The organism is Tessaracoccus zhenghani, from assembly GCF_055326325.1.
Genome location: NZ_JBUZNQ010000008.1, coordinates 71,521 through 94,959 on the forward strand (window position 1 = coordinate 71,521; position 23,439 = coordinate 94,959).

At 66.8% G+C, this 23,439-nt stretch carries 23 protein-coding genes; 6 read left to right on the plus strand and 17 right to left on the minus strand.

What is annotated here, in order from left to right; translation table 11 throughout:
* Window positions 1–2: 2 nt before the first annotated feature.
* The 17 genes from ACZK4S_RS13705 to ACZK4S_RS13785 all read right to left on the minus strand — a co-directional run bounded on the left by ACZK4S_RS13705 (window position 3) and on the right by ACZK4S_RS13785 (window position 16,132).
* Window positions 3–893 carry a type II secretion system F family protein gene (locus ACZK4S_RS13705; RefSeq protein ID WP_463644656.1) on the minus strand — a complete coding sequence of 297 codons (891 nt, stop codon included), beginning with the start codon at window positions 891–893 and terminating at the stop codon, window positions 3–5.
* Window positions 890–1,771 (minus strand): type II secretion system F family protein, encoded by an 882-nt coding sequence (locus ACZK4S_RS13710; protein WP_463644657.1) that lies wholly within the window; start codon window positions 1,769–1,771, stop codon window positions 890–892. The genes ACZK4S_RS13705 and ACZK4S_RS13710 overlap by 4 nt, the downstream gene beginning before the upstream one ends.
* Window positions 1,768–3,291, minus strand: a complete 1,524-nt coding sequence (locus ACZK4S_RS13715; RefSeq protein WP_463644658.1) for a TadA family conjugal transfer-associated ATPase — start codon at window positions 3,289–3,291, stop codon at window positions 1,768–1,770. The genes ACZK4S_RS13710 and ACZK4S_RS13715 overlap by 4 nt, the downstream gene beginning before the upstream one ends.
* Window positions 3,288–3,977, minus strand: a complete 690-nt coding sequence (locus tag ACZK4S_RS13720) for a hypothetical protein (RefSeq protein WP_463644659.1) — start codon at window positions 3,975–3,977, stop codon at window positions 3,288–3,290. The genes ACZK4S_RS13715 and ACZK4S_RS13720 overlap by 4 nt, the downstream gene beginning before the upstream one ends.
* A gap of 41 nt (window positions 3,978–4,018) precedes the next feature.
* Window positions 4,019–4,693: an SAF domain-containing protein gene (locus ACZK4S_RS13725; protein WP_463644660.1), complete on the minus strand. Its 675-nt coding sequence runs from the start codon at window positions 4,691–4,693 to the stop codon at window positions 4,019–4,021.
* Window positions 4,694–4,818: 125 nt separating this feature from the next.
* A complete protein-coding gene (locus ACZK4S_RS13730; protein WP_463644661.1) occupies window positions 4,819–5,181 on the minus strand; it encodes a helix-turn-helix domain-containing protein in 363 nt (120 codons plus the stop codon).
* Between the two features lie 22 nt (window positions 5,182–5,203).
* Window positions 5,204–7,030, minus strand: coding sequence for a hypothetical protein (locus ACZK4S_RS13735; protein ID WP_463644662.1), 1,827 nt, complete (start codon window positions 7,028–7,030; stop codon window positions 5,204–5,206).
* A gap of 1 nt (window position 7,031) precedes the next feature.
* Entirely contained in the window at window positions 7,032–7,328 is a 297-nt protein-coding gene (locus ACZK4S_RS13740) for a hypothetical protein (protein WP_182784636.1), read from the minus strand.
* A gap of 182 nt (window positions 7,329–7,510) precedes the next feature.
* Window positions 7,511–7,873: a hypothetical protein gene (locus ACZK4S_RS13745; RefSeq protein ID WP_463644663.1), complete on the minus strand. Its 363-nt coding sequence runs from the start codon at window positions 7,871–7,873 to the stop codon at window positions 7,511–7,513.
* Between the two features lie 77 nt (window positions 7,874–7,950).
* Window positions 7,951–8,871, minus strand: a complete 921-nt coding sequence (locus tag ACZK4S_RS13750; protein WP_463644664.1) for a ParA family protein — start codon at window positions 8,869–8,871, stop codon at window positions 7,951–7,953.
* A gap of 408 nt (window positions 8,872–9,279) precedes the next feature.
* Entirely contained in the window at window positions 9,280–11,073 is a 1,794-nt protein-coding gene (locus ACZK4S_RS13755; protein ID WP_463644665.1) for a hypothetical protein, read from the minus strand.
* 198 nt (window positions 11,074–11,271) lie between these two features.
* Window positions 11,272–11,511 (minus strand): hypothetical protein, encoded by a 240-nt coding sequence (locus ACZK4S_RS13760; RefSeq protein ID WP_182800774.1) that lies wholly within the window; start codon window positions 11,509–11,511, stop codon window positions 11,272–11,274.
* A 70-nt stretch (window positions 11,512–11,581) separates the two neighbouring features.
* Window positions 11,582–12,055 (minus strand): hypothetical protein, encoded by a 474-nt coding sequence (locus ACZK4S_RS13765; RefSeq protein ID WP_463644666.1) that lies wholly within the window; start codon window positions 12,053–12,055, stop codon window positions 11,582–11,584.
* 15 nt (window positions 12,056–12,070) lie between these two features.
* Window positions 12,071–12,403, minus strand: a complete 333-nt coding sequence (locus tag ACZK4S_RS13770) for a hypothetical protein (protein WP_463644667.1) — start codon at window positions 12,401–12,403, stop codon at window positions 12,071–12,073.
* 193 nt (window positions 12,404–12,596) lie between these two features.
* Window positions 12,597–13,895 (minus strand): hypothetical protein, encoded by a 1,299-nt coding sequence (locus tag ACZK4S_RS13775; RefSeq protein ID WP_463644668.1) that lies wholly within the window; start codon window positions 13,893–13,895, stop codon window positions 12,597–12,599.
* 159 nt (window positions 13,896–14,054) lie between these two features.
* Window positions 14,055–14,819: a zinc metalloprotease gene (locus tag ACZK4S_RS13780; RefSeq protein ID WP_463644669.1), complete on the minus strand. Its 765-nt coding sequence runs from the start codon at window positions 14,817–14,819 to the stop codon at window positions 14,055–14,057.
* A gap of 83 nt (window positions 14,820–14,902) precedes the next feature.
* Window positions 14,903–16,132, minus strand: coding sequence for an OmpA family protein (locus ACZK4S_RS13785; RefSeq protein ID WP_463644670.1), 1,230 nt, complete (start codon window positions 16,130–16,132; stop codon window positions 14,903–14,905).
* Between the two features lie 294 nt (window positions 16,133–16,426).
* Here ACZK4S_RS13785 and ACZK4S_RS13790 point away from each other — a divergent pair, with 294 nt between their 5' ends.
* The 6 genes from ACZK4S_RS13790 to ACZK4S_RS13815 all read left to right on the plus strand — a co-directional run bounded on the left by ACZK4S_RS13790 (window position 16,427) and on the right by ACZK4S_RS13815 (window position 23,439).
* Window positions 16,427–19,150, plus strand: coding sequence for an NB-ARC domain-containing protein (locus ACZK4S_RS13790; RefSeq protein WP_463644671.1), 2,724 nt, complete (start codon window positions 16,427–16,429; stop codon window positions 19,148–19,150).
* Window positions 19,147–20,250, plus strand: a complete 1,104-nt coding sequence (locus tag ACZK4S_RS13795) for a hypothetical protein (protein WP_463644672.1) — start codon at window positions 19,147–19,149, stop codon at window positions 20,248–20,250. The genes ACZK4S_RS13790 and ACZK4S_RS13795 overlap by 4 nt, the downstream gene beginning before the upstream one ends.
* 1 nt (window position 20,251) lies before the next feature.
* The gene (locus ACZK4S_RS13800; protein WP_463644673.1) at window positions 20,252–21,199 is read left to right on the plus strand and encodes an alpha/beta hydrolase; all 948 of its coding nucleotides are present in this window, start codon (window positions 20,252–20,254) and stop codon (window positions 21,197–21,199) included.
* Window positions 21,192–21,782, plus strand: coding sequence for a histidine phosphatase family protein (locus ACZK4S_RS13805; protein ID WP_463644674.1), 591 nt, complete (start codon window positions 21,192–21,194; stop codon window positions 21,780–21,782). Before ACZK4S_RS13800 ends, ACZK4S_RS13805 begins: the two co-directional genes overlap by 8 nt.
* A 251-nt stretch (window positions 21,783–22,033) precedes the next feature.
* The gene (locus ACZK4S_RS13810; protein ID WP_463644675.1) at window positions 22,034–22,441 is read left to right on the plus strand and encodes an acyltransferase; all 408 of its coding nucleotides are present in this window, start codon (window positions 22,034–22,036) and stop codon (window positions 22,439–22,441) included.
* Window positions 22,442–22,535: 94 nt separating this feature from the next.
* A protein-coding gene (locus ACZK4S_RS13815; RefSeq protein WP_463643408.1) for an IS5 family transposase occupies window positions 22,536–23,439 on the plus strand; the annotation gives its coding sequence in 2 pieces (ribosomal slippage) (window positions 22,536–22,858 and window positions 22,857–23,439; 906 coding nt in all).

The window sequence follows — 23,439 nt, forward strand, 5'->3', positions numbered from 1 at the left end:
GGTTAGATCATGCGGAGGACTGCGGGGACGACGAGGGTGATCGCCAGGACGAGGACGAGCAGGGTGACGGGGATGGCGATGCGTTCCCCGTCGGCGTTGGCGCGGCTGATTTGTTGGTTGAGGGTGGCGTTGCGCATGGCGGCGCCGCGGGCGCGTAGTGAGGAGTAGATGCGGGTGCCGTCGGCGCCGGCCAGGCGCATGATGTCGGCCAGGTCGACCAGATCGGGCAGGTCGTAGTGGTGGCCCATGTCCGCCAGCGCGTCCCACGGGTTCTGGCCGGTGTATTGGGTGCGGCGCAGCACGGTGGCCAGGCGTTGGAACACCCAGGAGTCGCCGGTGTCGGCGGCGCGGAGCAGGGCTTCGGGGACGGTGGCGCCGGAGAGCCGCTCGAGGGCCACCATTTCCACGAACGCGACCAGGGCGTAGGAGAATTCTTCGCGGGCTTTGGCGGCTTGGTCGCGGAGTTCGTTGTTGGGAAGGAACCACATGATGGCCGCGAACCCGAGCGAGCCGAGGACGGGCACCGCGATCGGGATGGGGAGACCGAGCAACATGGTCGCCACGCTGATCACGGGCACGACGAGGAGGCCGAGGATGCCGGAGATCAGTTTGGAGCCGTAGAACGTGGCCTTGGTGCGTCCCAGGAGGGCGAGGTCCTTCTCCGGTGCGGTGCCCCAGATGATCGCGGGGAGGTGGCGCTCGGCCCAGCGGCCGAGGCGAACCTCCGAATCTGCCTTCTCCCCCATGCTCAGGGTGTCGAGGGTGATGCGGGGTTGGAGGCGGCCGATGGCGTCCTTCAGATGGGTCGGGGCCGGCACCAGGCCGGCGACGAGCATGACCAGGCCGGCGGTGATGGTGGCGCCCGAGAGCATGGCCAGCTGCAGCGCGGTCATCCCACACCCCCCTGCTTCCCGGCGACAGCGGTGTTGGCTGTGGCGTGCTGTCCGGTGACGCCGATGAACCGCGGCAGGGGCTTGGGGGCGGAGATGCGGCCCATCCACACCAAGGCGGCCAGGTACATGGACATGAACACGGTCAGCAGGACCTGGCCCAGCGGGGTGCGGTAGGGCTCGACGTAGCTGCCGGCCAGGAACAGGCCCCCGAGGAGGAGCGCGGAGATGATGGTGATCATTCTGGCGGCGGTGCGGGCCTTCTGCTGCTCGGTTTCGACCTGGCGGCGGGCCTTGACGTCCTCGTCGATGGATTCGGCCAGGCCCTGCATGGCGGAGGCCACGCCGGGGCCGCGGCGTTCGGCGGCGAGGATCAGGGTGGCGGCGAACAGGTCCCCTGTCGCATCATCCAACTCGTCGGCAAACAACCTGAGCGCGGTGGCGGTGGCGACGTTGGCGCGGACCCGCGCAGCCAATCTGCCGATTTCGGGGGCCAGCGCGGCGGGGGCGGAGCGGGCGGCGTGCAGGATCGCCTGCTCCAGGCCGCGGCCGACGGTCAGGACGCCGCCGAGGGCGCGGGCGAAGTCCGCCAGCGCGTTGAGCCGCTCGATGCGGTTCGTCGCCCGACCGGTGACCATCTTGTAGATCATCACCGAGGCGGCTGGTGCGATGACCAGGGCGACGAGCCACCCGGTCACCACGGCGATCACGGCGCCGGCGGCCAGCCCGGCGAGGGCAACGACCCGGACCTTCGACAGCCGGCGGCGCAGCCGGAGCCGCGGCGCCTTCGCGGGGGTGACGGGGTGGGGGGTCAGACCGTAGATCAGGCCGAGGATGCCAGCCACGATCAACGCACCCGACAGGGCAGCCAGGACAGTCATGGGCGGGTCCCCCGCTCGGCGTTGAAGCCAGCCAGGTCGAACCCGAACCGCTCCAGCATCCGGAACCTCGGAGGCAGGATCTGCGCGGTGGCGCGGTGGCTGCCCGGCTCGGCGGCGAAGATGGTGGTGGTGGCGTAGCCCTTGGCGTCCTCGCCGGGTTCGACGGCGATGATCTCGCTCACCCAGCGGCGTTTCCGCCACGTCCCGTCGGGCTGTTGGACGGATTCGACCTGGAGTTGGACGATCACGTCGATGTCCTCGGCGATCACATTCAGCGCGTACTCGCGGGTGATGTTGGCACCTTCCTGCGTCGCACAGGTCACGAGCTTCCGGATCGCGCCCTCCGCCGTCCTCGCATGCGTGGTGGACATGGAGCCCGAGCCGGACTGCATGCATTTGAACATGGTCACGATCTCCGAGCCGCGGACCTCACCGACGATCGTGTACGACAAGTTCGCCCGCAGGGAGTCCTCGAGGGCCTCGCGGACGGTGTACTCGCCGGCGCGGCGGCCGTTCAGCCCGATCTCCCCGGAGCCGGGGTTGGCCTGCCACTCGTGGACCACCTGATGATCCCCGGTGTCCTTCAAGTACAGCTCGTACTCGGTCTCGATGGTGCCGATCTGCACATGGGCCGGCAGCTCGTGCGCCAACGCCCGCAGCATCGTGGTCTTCCCCGTCCCCTGATCCCCCGACACCACCAGCGACATCCGGGCCTGCACCACCGCCGACAAGAAGCTGGCGGCCACCGCCGATAGGGAGCCCAGCGCGACGAGCTCGTGGAGGCCGGCGTCAACGAGGCGGTTGCGGCGGATGATCACCGTCGGCCGTGACGTCACCCACGCCGAGGCGAACAGCCTCGCCCGGTTCGGCAGCGCGAGGTGCAGCTTCGTGGCCGCCTCGGAGAACTCCCGCGGCTTGGGTTGGTGGGCGGCCATGAACGTCAGGTACTCGATCAGCTGCTCATCGCTGGAGGCCACCGGCGCGGCCGGGACCAGTTCGCCGTCGCTGTTCTCCACCAGCACGTTGTCGTAGCCGGAGATGATGAAGTTCTCCACCGCGTCATCGTCGAGATACGGCTGGAGCCGGCCGAGGCGGAAGACGGCGTCGAACAAGGCCTGGGCGAGCTGGTCCTGGTGGTCCAGGGTCCAGGTGAGCTGTCCGCGGACGGTGGAGGCGCGGGACTCCTCCTCCAGCACCGTCGCGATGATCTCCCGCCCCACCAGCTCCCGCTCCGCGGGGTCGGGGTCGCGCTCCGAGAGTTCCGCAGAGACGCGTTCGCGGAGGGTGTCGACCAGATCCCAGTCGATCTCCCCCGCCAGGCGGCGCTGGACCCGGGGGGCGAGCACCGGCCGCACCAGCTCGGGCTGCGCGTCGGGCGCCTGCTGGGCTTGGTGGCGTGGCTCCTCCGTGGTGAGCATGCGGAAGCTGCCGCGGGTCCGGCCCGCCGGTGGAGTGGGTTGGGTGAACAGTGCCAGGGTGCCGGGGTCGATCTCGGCAGCGGCTTCGAGTGCGTCGCTCATGCGGAAACCCCCAGGGCGGTGATGGATGTGGTGTGGAGCTCCTCGCCGGTCTGCCGCAGGGCCTTGCGAAGCTTGAGGCCACGCTTCGGCTCCGGCTGGCCGTGGCTGAGGACGGCGGCCTCCTCCGGCGCCCACGGCAACGACACGCTGACTTCGCGTTTGATCACCGACGCCACGGCGTGGGCCGTGTAGGGCCGGTTCGGGCCGATCAGCAGCCCACGGACCGGGGCCTCCGAGGGCACCTCCGCGGCCGCCACTGCCGCAACCGCCGGCAGATCGCTACGCATGACCAGCAGCAGCTCGTCGGCGGCCCGCGCCAGCGGGGTCGCAACATGGGTGTGGCCGAGGCGGCCGAGATCGATCAGGACGTCGACGCCGAGCTGGGACAGCACCCGCAGCTGCGCGGCCAGCGCCGGCCACAGATCCGTCAGGCCGCCGGCCTGCGCGGCGCCGGCGGGGCCGGGGATCAGGGAAGCGGTCTCCGACAGCCGCAACGGCAACTCGCGGACCGCAGCCTCGAGCCCGCCCTGGCGGTGAGCCGACCAGAGCTCGACCAGGGTGCCGGGATGAGCCACGGTGCCGCGGTAGTAGCCGGCCAGGATCGCCGACCCGCCCACGGGGTCGGCGTCGACCAGCAGCACCTGGTTCGGCCACTCCAACGCCAACCCCAGGGCGGTCGTGGTCACCCCAGGCGAACCCGAGGCAGAAGTCAGCGCGTAGACAGCCATCAGGTGTCCCGACTGTCGAGGACCAGCGCCGCACGACCCAACGCGGCCGCAGCCGCCGTACGCGGCGCATCAGCTTCCGCGACGTCCACCGACACCGAGACCTGGCCAGAAGCCTCGTCGCGGGCGGTAGCCACCACCACCGCGGGAATCACCACGTTGACGGTGCACTGCGCCGTGGTGGTGCCGTCGGGGGTGTCAATCGTGCCGGACTCCCCCGCCGCGCAGGCATAGGCCGGTTCGGTCAGGATCACCCGCACCCGGTCCCCGACCTGCAACGGAACCGCCGGCTCCGCACCAGGCGGCAACGACAACCCCACCACCGTGCGGCCCGTCGCAGGGACCATGACCTCCACCCCTGCAGTTGGGCCAACCAGCGATCCGGCCGCCACATCATGCGCCGCACGCTTCCCCAACAGGGCAGGCAGCTCGTCGGCGTCGAGGTAGCTCAGCTGCTGGTTGGGGGCGATCTGCACGGTGGTGAACATCTCCGCGGTCATCACCTGCCCGCGGGCCACGGGGACGCGGGCGGCGACTGCCTCGACGGTGGAGCCTGTCGACCAGAACACCAACGCTCCCCCGGCCGCGCCGAGCAGGATCAGCAGCCCCGCTAACACCGCGAACAGCGGCCGCCGCTGCGTCCGGGCCGCCGGCGCCGCCACGATCGGCGGCCTCACGGTAGTTGGTTCGTCTCCTGTAGGAGCCATAGTCATGGTCACACTCTCTATCAACCCGGGCACACTGGTCCCATGGCGTAAACCTATCCTCAACGCAATATGGCCGCTAGTGTACTTTCGGGCACTTATGGGAGGGTGGGGACTCCGTAGAGCTCCGCGAGCCGATCCGCGTGCTTCGGCCAGGGCCGATGCGTACCCGATTCCCACCTCGCCACCGTGCTGGCAGCCACTCCCAGCTCCGCGGCCACCTCGTCTTGGGTCAAGCCACGGCGCAGTCTAAGAGAACGCAGGGTCACCACCCCCGCCTCCTCCGGGGCGATCCCAAGCAGTGAACAGATCGCGGCCCAGGTCGCCGGATGAGGGGTGGAGCGTCCGTGCTCCCACGCCGCGACCCGGGTACCGTCAGCGACACCGACCCTCTGAGCCAGCTGGGCCTGGGTGAGACCCGCGGCCAGCCGTGCCTCACGGAGCCGCTCTGCCACTGACATGCCCACAGGATAGGGGCCCGCCTCACCGCGACACCCCCCGCACACCAGGGGTGGGCCGACCACCCCGATGCTCCGGCCTCACCGCCACCGACTCCCCCACCGTGCCCTCCCCCGACTGCAGCACCTGCGCCAGGAGCCGCAACGTCACCGGACCCTGCGCCGCTGGCGTCGGCGAAGACTGATCCTCCTGCCCGGCGAGGTAGCGGGCGGCCAGAAGCCGGGTCCCCTCGCGGGCATCCCGATGGGTAGTCGACACCGACGATCCTGTCTCCTCCCCCACTGCAGCCAACGTCTTACGCTGTCCAGCCAGCCCCAGACGACCCGCCATCACCTCACTCAGCCGACCCGGCAGCCCCTCAACCAACTGCGCCACGCGCTCGCGCTCCTCCCTGAGCAGCACCCTCTCCTCGGGTGACTCACTGACCGGGCCCACCGTGCGGTCCTGCCCGCTGGCGAAGTCCCCGATCCGTTCACTGACCACCTCTCGGCTCTGTGCCCGACGGCGGTTGTGGTCCCAGAACTCGTAGCCGGCCTCCCGGTACGCGAACGACCCCCACGACGCGCGATGAGGGTCCCACCGGTCCACGATCTCCGCCATCCGCAGCGACGCCTCCGCGACATATTCGTCACGCGCATGGGCCAGAGCAGGTGGGATCTTCTTGCTCCAATGCTTGGCAGCCGCTACACCCGACGCGACGATCGCCGCCCGCGCCAACCGGCCCCGCTCCACCAGAGCATCCAACTCGCCGGGCGACGCGCCCGCTGTCAAGGCCTGGGCCTCCGCAACACCCGACCTGGCCGCCGCAGCGATCACCCCAGCGTCACGTTGCCCCGCAAGCTCGACCAGAGCCGCGTGATCCTCGATCCTCGGCCTCTCCGGGTCCGGCGACGCACTCCTCGGCTCTGCCACCTGCTGCGTCGGACTCGTGTCCGCGGTGAACTGCACCGCCGGCCCCACTCGAGACACCACCGGCGCCCTCACAGGCGGTTCTGGTTCACTGACCCGACGAGGCTGGACTACGGCGGCCAGATCACTGCGCTGCTCCAACGTCACCGCAGCAGCCACCAGACCAGACTCCACCCGCATATCAGCAGGCGTCACCGCCAACGCGGCCGCCAGATTCCCTCCGAAGCCGGTGATCAGGAGACTGTGGATCACGTCCACGCCCCCCGGTCCCCTGGCCGCCCTCTGGAGCTCGGTAGCGACGGCATCCAACCGTCCGACCTCGGTCTGGCGCGGCAGCATCCGCAGCCACGCATCATGGGCGTCACTCCAGTCGTTCCGGCTGTCCACCATGGCAGCGAGAAGCCGTTCATGGCCGACGCCGTCGGCGACCTCCAGACCGTTCATCAGCTCCACGGCTGAGGTCAGCAGCGACCGCTGCACCCTTGCCACGGCCAGAGCCTCTTCCGGTGACATGGCTGCGGACGATCCAGCCACCGCTTGTGACCATCGCCGCAGCGCATCCTCGAAGCTCCCTGTCGGAGGCAGGGACCCGAGCAGACTGCGCTCGATGCCTGCCAGCAGCAACCGGTTCGCTGGATCGGCCTCCCGTGATGCTGCGCGCGTCACGTAGATCGCCACCAGGCGAAGCTCCTGCCGTTCTGTCTTGGCCAACGGCTCGTCGATGCCCTGGCTTAGGCCCATCGCCGTCACCATCCGCGCCCCCTCACCCACCGCCCCTGTAGCCAGCAGCGGAGCAAGAGCGGACGCTTGACGCATTGCTGGATCGGTCCCACGAAGGATCAGGTCGCATCGACGCACCACCATGGCCCACACACCAAAGGGCAGCGCGCCGTCGTTCAGTGCACCGGCCGCCACCCGGGTGGCGGTCTGGAACCTGGCCATGTCAGGCCTTGTTCAGCTCGTAGTTGACGTCCGACAGCAGTAGCACCAGCTGCAGCGCCTCGGCAGTGAGTTGAGCAGGGTCCCACGCTGCCGAGAGGCGGGCGGCTCGGCCGATGCACTCCCCCACCGTGGACTCGACGTTGACCGGCACCGGCTCGGAGCCGACCGCCAACGCCACCGCCATCGCCCGGCAGGCGACGATGTCGAGACCAGTCAGACCCGAAACGGCTTCGTCATGAACCATGAGGTTGCACGCTTCGTCGACCAGGACGAGCACCTCGTATGAGCCATCAATCATCTTCACCCTCCATGTCAGGCACCTGCACTCTTGATCGCAAGCGGCAGGCGATTTTTCCCAGCTGTCCACAGGGGCCGTGGGTTGCGGGCCCTAGACATATGAACCCGTGATGGACAGGAGCAGCGCGTGACATGTTCTTCGGAAGATGCTGGCAGTGGCGCCCCCGGCGGGCACGCCTGCGGCTACTGGACTCGTCGTCCCCGAGGCAGTTCCTCCCCGGGGGCCAGACTTGGCCACGGTTCGCCGTTGTTGTGCGCTCGTTCGAGCTCGGCCAGCCCGTCCATGATGAGTTTCGCAGCCAGTGCCGAGAACCCATCGATCCCGTCCGCGCGGAGCTCGTTCGGGATGAACTTGGCCGCACCACGTAGACGAGCAGCATCCTCGGCGTCGATGTAGAACCCGAGCTTGACCTTCCGCCTGCTCGGGGAGCTCGTCACCGGAGGCTGGATCGGGGTCTCGATCGAAGCTGGCTGGTGTGCGCGTTGCTGGCCGACCTCCGGGGCAGGCACCGAGTTGGGTGGCCCTGCGGTCCGGTTCTTACGCATCAGTCGGGAGTTTCCCTGGGGAGGGGCGACCTTCGGTGCTAGTCCGCCCAGCGTCCGGCGCGGTGCGTCGCTACTCATCACACTGCCTCCCCCGCGGCCACGGTCTCTCGCGCTTCGCTCGCGGTGATCCGCGCGATGACCTCTTCGCCAAGCGCTTGGAAGTCTTCTGCCAAGCCGACAGCGCTCCTGGAACGTGGGCCGTCGTGCTGGATATGGTCCCTCCGGACTTCCCACCACTTGGGTGCAGACAGGACCGCCTCCTCTAGCTCAAAGGCCAGCAGACCCCGCTCGCGGCTCTCTTGCGCCGCAGCCTCGGCATGCCTGATCGAGGTGGTGAAGATCGGCGCCTCATCCCCCAGATCTTCCGCAATCGCCGCCCGGGCTGTCTCGGAGACGCGCTTGGCGGAGCGGTTCACACCGAACAGCACGACACCGAGAAGGTCGAGGTCGGGGTTCAGACCAACCACGGCGTCGAGCCGCCTCGCGACATCGCGCAGCCCCTTGCGGGAAGACGCGTCTGTCTTGACCGGGATGAGTGCCCAGCGCGCTGCGGCGAGCGCAGCCTGTTGGAGCGTCTCCTGTCCAGGCGGGCAGTCGATGAGGATCAGGTCGTAGCCATCGGCAAGTGGCGTCAGGACCGAGGCGAGCGCCAGCTTCGCAGCGGTCGGATCCTTCTGGGCCTTCATCGTCAGGCCGGCGGCCGCCATATCGAGATGGGGTCCACCGATCAACACATCGAGGTTCTCGCGCACCCCATCAACGGGCGTCGCGCCACCGGAGAAGGCGAGCGCCTGGGCAAGGGCCAGCCCGTCATCGTTGATCGCTCCATGGGTGTAACCAAGCTCCTCCGCCAGGTTGCCCTGCGGATCCATGTCGACAAGGAGAACTCGGTAGCCGCTTGAGGCCAGCATTCCGCCGATGTTGGCGCTGATCGTCGTCTTGCCGACACCCCCCTTTCCGTTGACCACCGCCACAACACGTTCCAATCCAGCAACCATGAGATCCCCTCGTCATTGGTGCCATTAGTTCCAATGGCCCTGTTGGTTCTCATCACCCTAATGGAACCAAGCCCCAAGACTCGATAGGACACGCGGAGTCCGCATTAGTTCCAATTCCTCTATTCAACCCTCAGCGTGACCTTTAGACCTATTGGACCCTTTGGTGACATTGACTCTCGTCATCTCGACCGCCCCGTTCTCGGTGCGCACGGCTGGCGCAACTAGTCCTATCCCCTTTACCTCCATTTCTTCTAATGCGTCTTTTAGTGCTGGTAGCTCACGTCCACCGGGCAGCCAGATGCTGCCGCGTGGTGCTCCGCACCACTTGCCGACGAGACTGTCGCCGAGTTCGCTGATCGCGAGTGTTGGGGGAGTCCCGGGTTCTGGTGCACAGGACTGTGTACGTGGTCAGGCCGCGAGGAGCAGCTGGAGGCGTGCTTGTCTGAATGTGGCGCGGCCGTCGGGTCGTCGGGGGTATTGGCCCCATTGGCTCCAGGGGCCTTTGTCGCCGAGGGCGGGTTGGTGGCGGTGTCGTTCTCTGGTGCGTTGGAGTTCGACGATCCACCAGCGCCACATCGCTTGTTCGATGCTGTAGGTGATTTCGCGTCTGGCGAGGGTTCCGTGGACGCCTCGGGCCTGGGCGAGGGCGTCGAGGTCCGCGTGGGGGTGGAGGAGGCCGGCGTCTGCGAGATCCTGGAGCTCGTCGGCTTGGGGTGGGGGAGTGTCGTGCCGGCGGGCGTAGGTGTTTCCTACTTCGACGCCGAGCCCCCGTAGCGTGAACAGGTCGTGTCGGACCGCCTCCTGGCGGGCGGTGAGGGTTGTGCGGAGGCGGTCGCGGGTGGTGCCTGTGGCCGGGGGCGGGGTGCGCGGTGGGACCGCTTGTGACCGAAGAGACTCCAGGGTGCTGTGGATATCTCGTTTGGGGTCGATGGTCCAGGTGGCGGCATGGGTGCCGACGGCGGGGATGACGAGTTGGATCCAGCCGTCTGCTTGGAGGCGGTGGAGCGCCAGGCGGGTGTTCTCTCGGGAGATCCCGGTGCGGAGGGCGAGGTGGCGGATGGAGGCGTCGACGTCGGGGGTGACGGCGTCGAGTGCGATCAGGTGGAGGGCGTCGAGGATGCGGCGGTCTGTGGCGCCGTGGGGGCCGCTCCAGCGGGTGGGGGAGGCGTCGGCGCGCTGCTGCCGGCGCTCCACGTCGAGGGCGAGCTGTTCGGCGCGGGCGAGGAACGTGTGGTCGGAGCCGTGCCGGTCGCCGGTGGTGGCCACGACCGCCACAGCGCGGCGCCATTGCCGGGTCAGGGTGGCGATCGGGGAGTGGGGGCCGGCGGTGGGGCGGGGGGTGCGGTGGCCGGTGTGGGGGTCGCGCAGGGTGCGGACGTGTTCCAGGCCGGGGGAGTGCAGCACGGCGATCACGTCATCGAACCGACGGCGGGCCCGGGCCATGGACAGCAGGATCGTGAACAGATGGGAGGAGGCGTCGACGGGGTACTGCCCGACCGCGGCCGACACCGCAGCCGGCAGGGGCCGGAGGGCGCCGGCCAGGTAGGGGTGGCCGTGGGAGTCGCGGGGGAGTCCGGCCACGACGTCGTCGTCGAGGCGCGTCAGTTCGGGGAGGGCGGCGACGTCTTCGGCGACCAGGTCCGCGAGCCGGTGGAGGTCCTCGGCGGTGGTGGAGGCGCGGGGCAGGACCTGCGGGTCACCGGCCACGATCCGGGAGGTGCCGCCGGAGGCGTGGGGGGCGCCTGGGGGGCGGACGCAGCCGGTGACCAGGTTCCCCAAAGGGGCCCGGTCCAGAGTCGGGCAGGCCACCTTCACCCGATCAGTGACCGCATGCACCACAGCGGCCGGCACCCCGTCGTACAGGGCCACCCAGATGTGCCACCCGGCACCGATGCCGCCCGAGGCGCACACCAGGTACTCGATGCCCACCTGATCCAGCCAGCCGGTGATCCTGTCCCGGTCCGCGACAGCCTGCCGGGCCGCGGCCTCGGTCTTGCCGTCCAGGTCGAAGGCGACCAGATGGAACAAGCCGCCGGTGTCGGTCAGGTGCACCGCCCACGGGGCCTCCGGCGCCGGACCATCAATCGGCGCCCGCCCGATGTACTGCGAGGAGAACCCGCCGCCCGCGTCGGGGAGCTGCACCCGCAGCGAGTCACGAGGAGAGATCGCCACCGCGAGGTCCCACGCCGCGACACGCGACACGCCGACCCCCGGAGGGTAGGCAGAAACGACTTCGCTGTCTATACTCAACGTCAAGACCTCCTTTGGGTTTGATCGCAGTTCCGGTTGAGGGAAACGGTTTCGAGGGAAGTCCTCCGGCAAGAGTTGGCGCTCGAGCCTCACAACTTGATGACTTGTACGAGCCCCGTTGGCGCGGGGCTCGTAGTCATTTCAGGGGGTTTACCCGGTCATCGGCAGGGTCTCCTCCATGCGGTGGGGATACTCCTCGGCCGGCCACCACACGGGCACGCCGTTGGCGTCGAGGGGCACATTCTCAATGAGTCGCTGCACGAACAGCGACCTGGATGCGCCTGAAGCCGCCGCCAGCGCCGACAGGCGCTCATTCGCGACGGTCTCGATGGTCACACCAAACTGGATCGGGTTCACCATGGACTTCCGGGGGCGACGAGGAGCACTCATGCGAATCACACTAGTGCGATTCGCTTAAGATTAACGGCGGTTTCGCGCGTGTCGCGGCACGAACTTTCGTCTACCACAACGGGAGTTGGACGCCGTGGCGGTGCGGGAGCGAGGCCAGATGCCGCGCCGCGGCCCCCGAATCGAGCAGCAGCAGGTTGCGCATCACCAGGCTCCGGTCGAACGAGGACTCCGGGCCGATGTAGTTGCCGGCCGACACCGCACCCCGCGCGATCCAGTCGATCTGGTTCCGCGTCCTCGTCGACGCGACCACGTGACCTGGCCCGACCCGCTGACACAGCGGGTTGTCGCACCCGTGCGCCACGACCTCCACGCCGATCAACGCTTCGAAGCCCTCCGCCAGCGCGAACGCGAACCGGTGTGCGACCACGGCGCGGCGAGGACCCAGCCAGAACCGGCCGTGGCCGGCGTTGCGGCTGATCGCCCCCGCCCACCACAGACAGTCGCTGCCCGGCAGCACCCGCAGCTTCGCCCGGAACCGGCCAACCAGCACCTCCGAAGCCAGATCCTCCGCCGTCAACGACACGCTCCCGCCCCTCGCTCAGATGCCCGGCGCCAAGGACGCCGGATCGGGGGAGGCCGCCGCCTCGTGATGGTGGTCTTGCTGCAAGCGTCGGAGCCGGTTGGCCTCGCGGACCTCCAGCCCACACAACGCTGCGGCCTCCGGGACCGACAGATCCTGTGTGAGGGCGTGGAGGGCCTGGCCTATCCGGCGCTCAGTGTCCTCCAACACCTGTTGGCGCTCCACCGCGGCCGCCGTCGCCACCAGCGCATGCTCCCGGATCCTGGCCTCACGCGCTGCAGCCTCCTCACGGCGCCTCAGCAGCTGCTCCTGCACCAGCCGGCGCGCTTCCAAACGTGGATTCTGTGCCATCCCTCATCGCCTCCCTCGTCGCGGGCCCTGCCTCCAGGGCCCATCGATTAAGAAGAACCCGTACCCAACACCACCACAGCGTGACGACACTTCCGGTTCTAGGAGGTCTTGACCCGGCCAGGTTCGCGCCCTGTGGCGCAGCGCAACAGAGGCGGGGGCCCCGGCGCACCGGGACCCCCGCCTCTCACTGGGGTCAGTTGTGCCAGGGGTGGGTGGGGTGGTTGTTGATGATGTTGATCTCGTTGTCCTGCTTGGAGGTGAGGGCGTTGAGGCGCTTGTTGCGGTCGAAGAGGGGGGTGAGCTTGATCAGCTGGGCGCCGGGGATCTGGGAGTCGAGGACCCAGGGGTCGGTGGCCGGGACGTCGCTGCGGTTGTAGGGGGGCGCGTCGGGGAGTCCGCCGAGCTGGATCCGGAGGAAGGCGTAGGCGTGGCGGGCGGGGTCGAGTGCGGTATCGGCTTCGCGGATGATGGCCGGGATGGTGTGTTCGGTGAGGGTGGCAGTGTCGGCCTGGTTCTGTTCGTGGAGGAGGTTCGCGGCGGCGCGGAGGCCGGTGTCCTCGGCGAGGCCGTGGTCGAGTTCGGCGGCGAGGTGGTCGCGTTCGCGGGACTGGCTGGACCCGTCCCATGCGGTGGCGATCCAGGCGAGGAGGGGCATCCCGATGCCGGCGAGGACGCTCAAGCCGATCATCAGGCTGATGATGGCCGGATCGATGGAGAAGTTGACGGACACGAAACGCTCAACCAGGGCGCCGGTGACGAACAGGGCGAACGCGGCCGCGATGAGTGTGTTGGTGATGACGCGCTTGGTGGCCTGCTCGGCGGCGGCGCTCTGACGGTCCGCGATGGCCTCCCGGCGATGGTTCCACGCCTCGGCCGAGGCATGGACGAACCGAGGCTGCGCGTAGAGGACCACCACGACGATCACGACGGCCAGGGTCCAACCGAAGAAGTCGTCGAACGGATCGAAGAAGTTGATGTTCAGTGCGGTAGCCGCGAAGAGGGACAGGCCGACAGCCTCGAGGTAGGGCATGACCTTGCCCGCGATGCGAACCCAGCGGTGGACGCGGCGATGGTGACGCAGACCGTCGTTCTCGTCGGCGGTGATCTTGTCATCGAGTTCGCGGACCCGGGCGACGGCGGCCGGCTCCGGGTACTGGATTCCGGTCTCGGGGGAGGTGATCTTCGGGTCACGCTCCTGGAGGGCCTGCCTGTTCGTGGTGATCTGGTTGACCCGGCCCTCGACGGTGTTCAGGGCGGGGTCCACGCGGCGCTTGGTGATCTTCTCGAGCTGTTCGCGGACGGCGGGGCTGTAGTGGCCGACCAGCTTGTTGGTGACAGTGTTGGGGGGCTCGACGCCGTTGCCGCTGCCGTGTGCGACGGCGAGCTGCCACAGCGGCAGGGTCACCTTGTAGGTGTCCTTGTCGGACAGCTTGTACCTGAGGGCCTCACCGAGGGTGAAGGTCGGGGCGGGCCGGGTAACGGGGATAGACATGGTCATGCTCCTTTCCTGGAGAGGGCCGCCGGGTGCGGCCCCCCTGTTCTTGGTTTCGATGGTTGACCTCCACATCGGCGGGAACGAGCCGTGTGGGGTGTGGGGGTGATCGACGGATGGCACCGTGCGGATGGGGCCGCACGGGTCCCGGCCTCGGGTTCAGCAGCCGAGGTGGGCCAGGGCTGCGCGGTCTCCGGGCCCCAGGGTGGGGACGGAGCCGGGGGTGAGCGCGGGGCTCATGAGCTGAGCGGCATCCTGGGCTGCGTGCCCGAGGCCGAGGGCATGGGCGAGCTCATGGGCCAGCGTCGCCTGCCCGATGGCCGTGGCGGGATCGGTGGAGGGACGGTCGTCGCGGATGAGGACCGCACCGGAGATGATCTCCGCCTCACGGAACACAGGTCCGCCGACTCCGAGCTCGTCACCGGTCAGGTCGACATGGCCGAGAGTCGATCCGTGCGGGCCGTAGGCGACAGTGATCTTGGCCGCCGTATCCGGGGCGGTGATGGTCAGCGGCAGACCGCTGGCGTCTCCAAGGACGGCGACGGCCTTCTCCAGCGCGATGGCGGTACCGGCGGGGACCTCGCCGTGGAGGGCGACGGTGATCGGCGTGGCACAGGCCCAGCGGACCGGTTCGCCGTTGTGCTTCTGGATGAAGCTGTAGTCGTAGCCCTCCCTCAGACTCGGCATCGACGGCGTCACCGTGGCCTCCCCCTCAGGGGTGGCCGATGCAACGGTCGAGGGGGCAACCGAAGGAAGCGACAGCTCCGGTGAGACCGGGATGATGACCTGGGGACCGCGGAGGGTGACCAGGCCACCGGCGACGACGACTGCGGCGCCCATGACGACCGCGGCGATCAGCGTCGTGTGCCGCGCGGGCTTGGTGCGGTGGAGGACCAACGGCGTCCACGGCTTGTGCTTGAGCATGAGCAGATCTCCTTGGTGAGGGGGCCGGTCGGAGGGGTTCAGGGAGCTCGCTGACTGAACCCCTCCGCACACGGGGGATGGGGCTACGGAGCCGGGATGGTGACGGTCGCGCTCACGTTCCTGTTGAAGTCGTCGGAGCAGGGCTCGCGGAGCGGCTGCGTGGCCCCGACGCCCTGGGTGGTGACGTGGGCAGGGTCGATCCCGAGCTCGACGACGAGGGCCTCGACAGCCTTTGCGCGCTCCCTCGAAAGGTCAATCGCCCTGGTGTTGTCCGGGGGCCGCTGCGTGCAGGCGGTCCTGCCGATCAGGTCGACCGTGGTGCCGGGGAGGACGGTGTCGCCCAGGCAGTACTGCACGGCCGTCTTGGCGGCGTCACGGTCGAGGAACTCAGCAGTCTCCGGATGGAAGAAGACACCAGTGGGCAGGACACAGGTCTGGACGGTGGGGGAGCTGGGGGTGCCGTCGGCGCCCGTGACGGGCGGGACGGTCTCGACGACAGGGACGAACGTGTCCGGGGCCGCCGGAATCGGCACCACCGGCGCCTGGCCGGCGCTGCCCGCAGGAGAAGCCTCAGTGTCGAGGACCCGCGTGACGCTGCCGCCACCTGCCTCGACGATCGCGCTGTAGAGCTGGTCCCGGTAGTCGCGCTGCGGCTGCCGCAGGGGAGGCTGATCTCCGGCGGTGGGCACCCACACCAGCCACACCTCGCGGCCGTCGAGGTCAGGGATCTCGTTGTGGGCCTTCAGGTCCGCGATCACGTCCACAATCGGGGCGTCGAAGCCCAGCGTGGCCATGTTCAGCGGATCATTGGTGTCCAGGCCAACCGTGACAAGAAGCACCGGCCCGGTGCCGCCGGGCTTGACAGCCTGCAGACCCGCCAGCGCGGAGCGTCCAGGGCTGGTTGCGTCGAACGCGTTCATCGCGGCGACCTGCTCGGCGAGCATGCCGGCGATCGCAGTCTCACGAGCCGACGGAGGCTTGATCTCATCACCGCGGCCCGTCCGAGGGGTCAGATCGAGGCTGACCGTCTCTGTGCGGTTGTCCCCATCGGCCTTGACCCACTCCAGAGTCCCATTTGCCTCAGCGGTGGCGGTCAGCAGATCGGTGACCTCGACAGGCAACACGATGTCGGCCTCCAGGACCGTGCCGGCCGGCTGCGCGATCGTGATCTGTGGCACGTCGGCGGCGACCGCGGGAGCGGCCCAGAACTGACGCAACCCCATGACCGCAGCGATGAGGCCCACAAGGGCAACAGCCAGGATCACGGTGCGCAAGGACGAGGCCCCGGTACGGCTCGAGCGATAGTACTTCATGTTCTTTGTCCCTTCTCTGCCCCCCTGTGGGGCGTGGTCTCCAGTGGTCTCTACTAGACCGGGGCATACCTACGCGCACCTGACGGAACTTGGCGCTGAGGTTGCTCTGGGGTGAGTGGAGTGACAGCAACCGTCAGGAACAACCGACGCTTCGCTGTATGTGCAGTCACTAGTTGACGTGAGCCTGCCGTGGAGCAGAGTGGCTTGTAAGGGGATGTAAGCCATCCGACAGCCGCTTCCCCTAGCGTTAGCGAACAGCAGACGATTCACTCACTGGCGAAGGGAGGGAGTGCCTTGTCCATCAGCACCTCCGAGCTTGGCCCGGCTGTCCTTGTCCTCGGCACGCCAGCCGTCACCGGCCCCAACGGCACAGCCCGAGTCAGCGGATCGGTGGAGGCCCGTTTACTCGCTGCCCTGGCGATTGCCGCCCTGCGTGGGACTGGCCTGACGGTGGAGCTTCTGGCCGAGCAGGCGTGGGGCACCACCGGCGACGAGGGAGACTACGGCCGTGTGCACACGAGCGTCAGCCGCCTCCGGAAGAAGTTGCGCGACGTAGGCGTGACTGACCCGATCTCGTCCATCGCCGGGGCCTACCGCCTGAACGCATTGAGCGATCTCGGCTTAGCTGCAGAGCTATTGGCGCGAAAAGAGCGGACTCCAGATCTGGAGGTGGGGCTCGAGCTTCTCGATCAGGCTGCAGATTTGTGGCGAGGAGAGCCACTAGCGGGAATCGACGACTGGAGAGTGGAGGATCTCAAGCAGTTGGCCACCGACCTTCGGGTCAGGATCGTCCTGAGCCGAGCCAACTTGCGCGGGCGACTGGGTGGCGCGTCTGCGGAGGTCTCCGAGCTGCGAGGCGCGCTCATGCACTACGGACTGGCTCGCCAACCCGAGATCCATCGTCAGCTAATCAACATTCTGCTTGAGGTCGAAGGCCCCGCGGTCGCCCGCGAGGCTCTGGAGAGCTCCTGCGACCTACTTGGATACGACTCGAAGCACATACCGGATTCGTTTCGCGACTTGTCAGCGCGTATCGACCGTCAGGAGAGCCAGTTCACACGAGACGACGAACTCGATTTCTCGGCTGCAGAACGGCACGCCTACTCGAATGTCCCAGGGCCCACATACACCAGATACGTGGCCCGCCCCCAGGATGCAGAGAAACTCCGCCGAGCGCTCGAGATGGATAAGCCGATTGTCGCAGTTACAGCAATCGGCGGGCGGGGCAAGACCGCGTTGGTGAATCACTTCGTGCGCCACCTTCCGAGAACCGGATCGCCGCGGTTCTTCGCAGTCGTATGGGTCTCGGATGAAACAGATCCAGGCTCGACAACCCTCGCGACGCTGGTAAATGAGCTGGCAAAGACAGTGAATGAACCACGTCTGTCGCAAGCCGCCCCCTCCTCGAAGGCGCATCGGGTCCTTTCTTACCTGCAGGCGAAGGATGTGCTGTTCGTAATCGACCACTTCCAGAGCATCACCGACGAATCCATCGGATGGTTCCTAACCCGTCTCCCTGAGACCAGCAAGGCGATCATTACAACAACAAAGGAGCACCCGAACATCTCCAGATTTGCGACCTCAGTCGAAATCTCCCGACCCCCCGAAGGCGATGCTGTGATGGAGTTCATCTCAGCCATGCTCGAATCTGCCGAGATCACGGACATTCGCTCGGATGACGCACAGTTGCGTCAGATCTGGGACTTGGCCGATGGGAACCTACGACTGGTGGAGCTCTCAATCGGCCTCCTTCGACGCAGAGGCTTCGCAGACGTCCAGGCACTGCTGAGCGATGCGCGCGAGGCTGGGGCGACCAGCACGGATGTCATTGAGACTGTCTTGCACACGTCCTTCGCCAACCTCGATCCGGATATCGCCACCTTTCTCCGCGCAGCTGCCTGTTACCCGGCAGGCGCTACGTGGGACAGGATCAGACACATCAGCGGTCTTCCTGAACAACGGTACGAAGCAGCCGCTGAGGAAATGCTCCGAAGCTCCTTTGTGCACGGGGCCCTCGTCAGCGGAAAAGGCATCCTACGCATCGAACCCCTGGTTGCGCGACGGTTCACATCAAGCCAATACCTCCCCGCTGCCGAGGGAGCAGGGATCGAGGACAGGTGGATGGCCGACGTCCTTCAGACAGTTGGCCGCGTTGGATTCTGCCCCGATGACCTGTCCCGGCTGAGCGTCCTTGACGATTCCATCGAGTTCCGGAACCTCGAGTACGCGCTGCGCTGGATGCGCAAACACGAGGCGTGGACCGAGCTGCTGGCCACTACCAGAGACCTCTACTTCTACTACTACGTGCGCGGACTCTGGTCCCCCGAGCCGAACCCCTACGTCCTCTGGACTGTCGCAGCATCCAAGCTCGGAGATCGCCTCTCAGAGTTCGAATCGCTGGTCATAAGGGCAAACATCGCGGCCAAGCAGCAGAACCGAACTGCAAGCGCGGACCTGTTCGAGAGGCTTCAGCCTCTGGCAGCAACACTTGACGACACGATCCCCGCACCGCTCTTGGGCAAGTACAGGCAAGCGCTGGCACTACAGGCGCTCGCCTCGAAGGACTTCAGTTCAGCGCGAGCACTCTGGGAACTCAACCTCGCCGCAGACTCGGGCGTCACGCTCCCTGACTACAACGCCAGCCTTCGGTGGTACGCGCTCTGCCTCGCGCGGCAGGGAGACCCCAAAACACGGGAGTGGCTCGAGCGATCGCGCGAGCACTCTATGGAGTTTGGGTTCGTTCGTGCGCTGGCGCGCACGAACCTCGAAATTGTGAGGCACGACCTGATCGACCCATCGCCTGGAGTTGAAGTCGACACCCTGCTCGAGGTTCTTGATGCCCTTGAGCCCGAGATCAAGAACCTCAAGGACCCTATCTATCTCGCCGAGTACCTGGACACACGTGCCGAAGTTCTGCGGCTCCTCGGACGCGTTGACGAATCAGAGTTGCTGTTCAAGGATGCACGATCCGTGCGGAGCCGCGTCCCGTCAGTCTCAATCTCGATGGAGGCCACGTGATACCGCTCGAAACCCCCGACCAAACGCAGACCCAGATCGAGTCTCTGCTGGAAACGACAGAGACGCTGCTGCGCCGAGCGCTGACCTCGATCAACAAGAAGGAGTGTGACGCGGAGATCATTCCGCTTCCGGACCTTGGACTCCCACACAACGGCTTACGAGCAAGCGGCGGCTTTTTCACCGGCGCGCTCTACCGCTGGGAGTCTTCAGTGCCTTTCGTCCCGATCGACTCGACGGTCAACGTATGCGGTGTCAGCATGTTCCGTACCGATTTGGCGATGTCTAGCCAGACCGAGTTCGAAGATCTGATTCAGCGAGTGCGCGTTCGTGTCCAGACCGAGACGCCTTACGTCTGGAATCTCGCCAACGGCAACCACTTTGTGATCCTTGCCGAGACTGAAGGCGGAGGCGACCTGACTCCGGGGAGACTTCTCCTGCTGCACGCCTCCGCTGCCGAGTTCAAGGAGCAGTACAACGGTCTCTACCCTGTTCCCTCCAACTGGTACTGGGACGCGGTTCGGGTCTTGACAGCCGAGGATGGGCGCTACCTCCGCTACATCACCGGCGACACTGCCGAACGGTTCTTTGCAATCGCACACAGCCTGGTCGCGTACCACGAGAACAGGCAGCAGGTGATCGCTCAGATCCTTGCCGACGAGGCGGGGGCGTCGATCGACCAAGTGGCCTGCCACCCGCACTACGGGATGCCCGATCGAAACTCCGTCGCCATCGGTTGCCAGTGGCTTGACCGGTCAACGTCGAGCTATCCCCTCCTGACACGCCCTGAGATGCCAATCTTCATGGTGAAGCCAGACTTCGAACGGATCAGGACGGTCAGCCTCGCCGCACAGACACTTGGACTAGCTCCACACGGCTTGGGCGTGTCGGCGCAGGAAGACGCCCAGATCACGTTCCAGCCAGAAGGAATTGTGATCGGCGGTGAAGTGTTTGGGCCGGGAACAAACATATCCAGCTCGCCCTCAGTGGGGATCAGGAACCTAGATCTGGAAGGAATCCAGCAGGCCGTACTGGCCCAAGCACCCGGCGAAGTAACCGCCACCCTCAATCAGCTGTACTCGTACTATCGCAAGGAGAAGTAGCATGTCCGAACTCGATCCCCAGGCGCAAAAGCTGCTCGACGCGGGCGCCGCATCTGGCCTCCCCCCCGTGTACCGAGTCCCGATTTCAGCCGCTCGTACCCGGATGCATCGCGGCTTCACAGCAGGGCCAAGCGAGCCGATTCTGGAGAAGCGCGACCTCACGATCCCAGGCCCGGAAGGCGGGATCGACCTTCGCGTGTATCGCGACTCAGCCGCCACCGATCTGCCGCTCATGGTCTTCTACCACGGCGGCGGGTGGACTGTGAATGACCTCGACACGCACGACCGCCTCTGCACACTCCTGGCTCGGCATGCCCGATGCCTCGTGGTCTCAGTGGACTACCGTCGGGCCCCGGAAGCCAAGTATCCCGCAGCCTTCAACGACGCCTGGGATGGTTTCCTCTGGTGCGCCATGAACGCATCAGAACTGGGTACATCCTCCAACGCGATCGCGGTCGCGGGCGATAGCTCCGGGGCCACCTTGGCTGCGACAGTCGCGCTTCGCGCGCGGGATTGGGCATCTGCGCCCCCGATCTGCGCGCAGCTGCTGCTCTACCCGGCGACTGACTATATGTACCCACAGACTGCCTCCTACCGGCAGTTCTCCTCCGGGTATTCGCTTGACTTCCCCTTCATGGACTGGTCGTGGACGAACTACCTCCCAGAGACGTGGTCGATCGACGACCCCTACCTCTTCCCCCTCCGCGCCGCCGATCTCAGTGGACTCCCAGCAGCAGTCATCCAGACGGCAAATTTCGACCCGCTTCGCGATGAAGGTAAGGCGTTTGCCGACCGACTCCAGTCAGCTGGTGTGCCTGTCACGTACGAGAACCTCGACGCCCAGATGCACGGCTATGCCATGCAGACCCGAGCCATCGACGCCGCGGCTGATGCTGTTCTGCGCGCGTGCACCGCGCTCAGGGCGCTTTGGGGCTCGGGGCATGACTGACAGACATCACGCCGAGATCGGCGTGCACTTCATGCGCCATGCTCCGACTGCGTTCAACATCGACGGCCGGTACATGGGCACGCTCGACCCTCCGATTCTCTCGCCTGACCTGCTCCACGCGGCGATCCCACCCACTATCGACCCGCTTGTTGGCTACACATCACCCCTGCAACGGGCGCGTCAGACCCTCGAAGCGTTCTTCCCTGATCTCGACTACCACGTCGATACCAGACTGCAAGAGCGCGCATTAGGCGAATGGGCGGGGCAGACGGGGGAACAGGTTCGCGATGGATGGCCTGCGGCTTTCCTTCATGGCGGCGTCCTGGACCCCAGATTCACCCCTTCCGGAGGCGAAAGCCTAGACGCCCTCTGGATCCGGATCCGGTCGTTCTTGCTTGACCTATGTGACCGTGAAGCCGCACCGATCCTAGTGGTGACCCACAACGGATGCATCCGGACGATCAAGGCAATGCTTGGCAGCATTGAGATCGACGACCTCTTCAAAGGCAGCGAGGACCTGAACCTCCCGCTCTTCGTCAGTTGGACCGACCTCCGCCGAGCTAACTTGCGCGAGGTCCCCTAGCGGTGAGGAGGGAACTGAAGGAGTTTGCTGCCGCCAATCCCTCCTATTTTCAACCACACAGCAGCGTGTACACCGTGGCGAGACGCGCGCGCCTAGCACTCCACCGGGTCCTCGGCGTCCCGCGCCCTGGGTCTCCCAGCTGGCACCTAGTCCAGCATTGGTTGGCACAGCAGTCATCGCTTCAGTGTGATCTCGACTTCCGCGCATGGTTCTACCGCTCGTCCCTTCCACGGTGCGGCGACGACTTCACCGTGTTTCCGTTTGTGCTGATGCACTACCCCCTCAACATCGAGATCGGCGATTTCGTCACGATCAACTCGTACACTCTCATTGACGCACCGGCACCGGTCTCGATCGGCAACTACAGCATGATCGGCCCGGGAGTGGTGGTCAACAGTGGGAACCACAACTTCGGTGCGCTCGATACCCCGATCCGATATCAGGGGCACACCTTCAAACCGATCACAATTGGGGACGACGTCTGGATTGGCGCAAACTCAACGATTGTGGCGGGTGTCACCATCGGCACTGGAGCTGTGATCGCCGCAGGGGCGGTCGTGACCAAGCCAGTACCTGAGCGCGCCATCATGGGGGGTGTCCCCGCGCGTGTAATCGGTCACCGAGATTCAGTGGATCCGTCGGAAGAGAACATGGGGTGACCTGATAGAGGAGCTAGCTAGGGCGTGTCTCCCATATGTTGAGTGAGGCTCGCGGCAGTCTGGTCGGGTGAGGTCGACGGGTTCGCGGTATCGGGTGTTCACGGATGAGCAGTGGGAGCGGATCGAGCCGCTGCTTCCCTCGAATGAGGGGCGCCGCGGTCACCCGTTCGGCGACAACCGTCGGGTCGTGGAGGGGATCGCGTACCGGTTCCGCACGGGGATCCCGTGGCGTGATCTGCCTCGCGACGAGTTCGGTCCGTGGCAGACGGTATGGAAGCGGCACCGTCGTTACGCCGGCGACGGCACCTGGGATCGGGTGCTGACGCGGATCCTCGCTGAGGCGGATGCGGCGGGGAAGATCGACTGGGCGGTGTCGGTGGACGCGACGATCGCGCGTGCGCATCAGCACGCGACGAACACGACCCGCCCGGAGCAGGACACAGGGGGCAGGATCGAATTACAGGAATCTGCCCTGGCAGGAGGTTGAACCGCCGGGGCACGGTATCGGCCGCTCCCGCGGCGGACTGACGACGAAGATCCACCAGGCCGTCGACGGCCACGGGCGGCCGTTGGCGATGATCGTCACCGGCGGTCAGCGCAACGATGGCGCGATGCTTGCCGAGGTGCTCGCGCAGATCCACGTCCCGCGGGCGGGCGCGGGACGCCCGCGCACCCGCCCTGATGCGGTGATCGCAGACCGTGCCTACGCGACCGGCGTGATCCGCAGCGAGCTGCGCCGCCGCGGGATCAAGGCCGTCATTCCCGACAAGCGCGATCAGGCCGCCGCACGGAAACGGCGCGGCAGCAACGGCGGCAGACCGCCCGGGCTCGACGCCGACGCCTACAGGGGCCGCAACGTCGTCGAGCGATTCTTCGCTCTCGCCAAGCAGTGGCGCGGCATCGCGACCCGGTACGACAAACTCGCCATCACCTACCGCGCCGGCGTCACCCTCAGCGCCATCCTGACCTGGCAACGGCTATTGGGAGACACGTCCTAG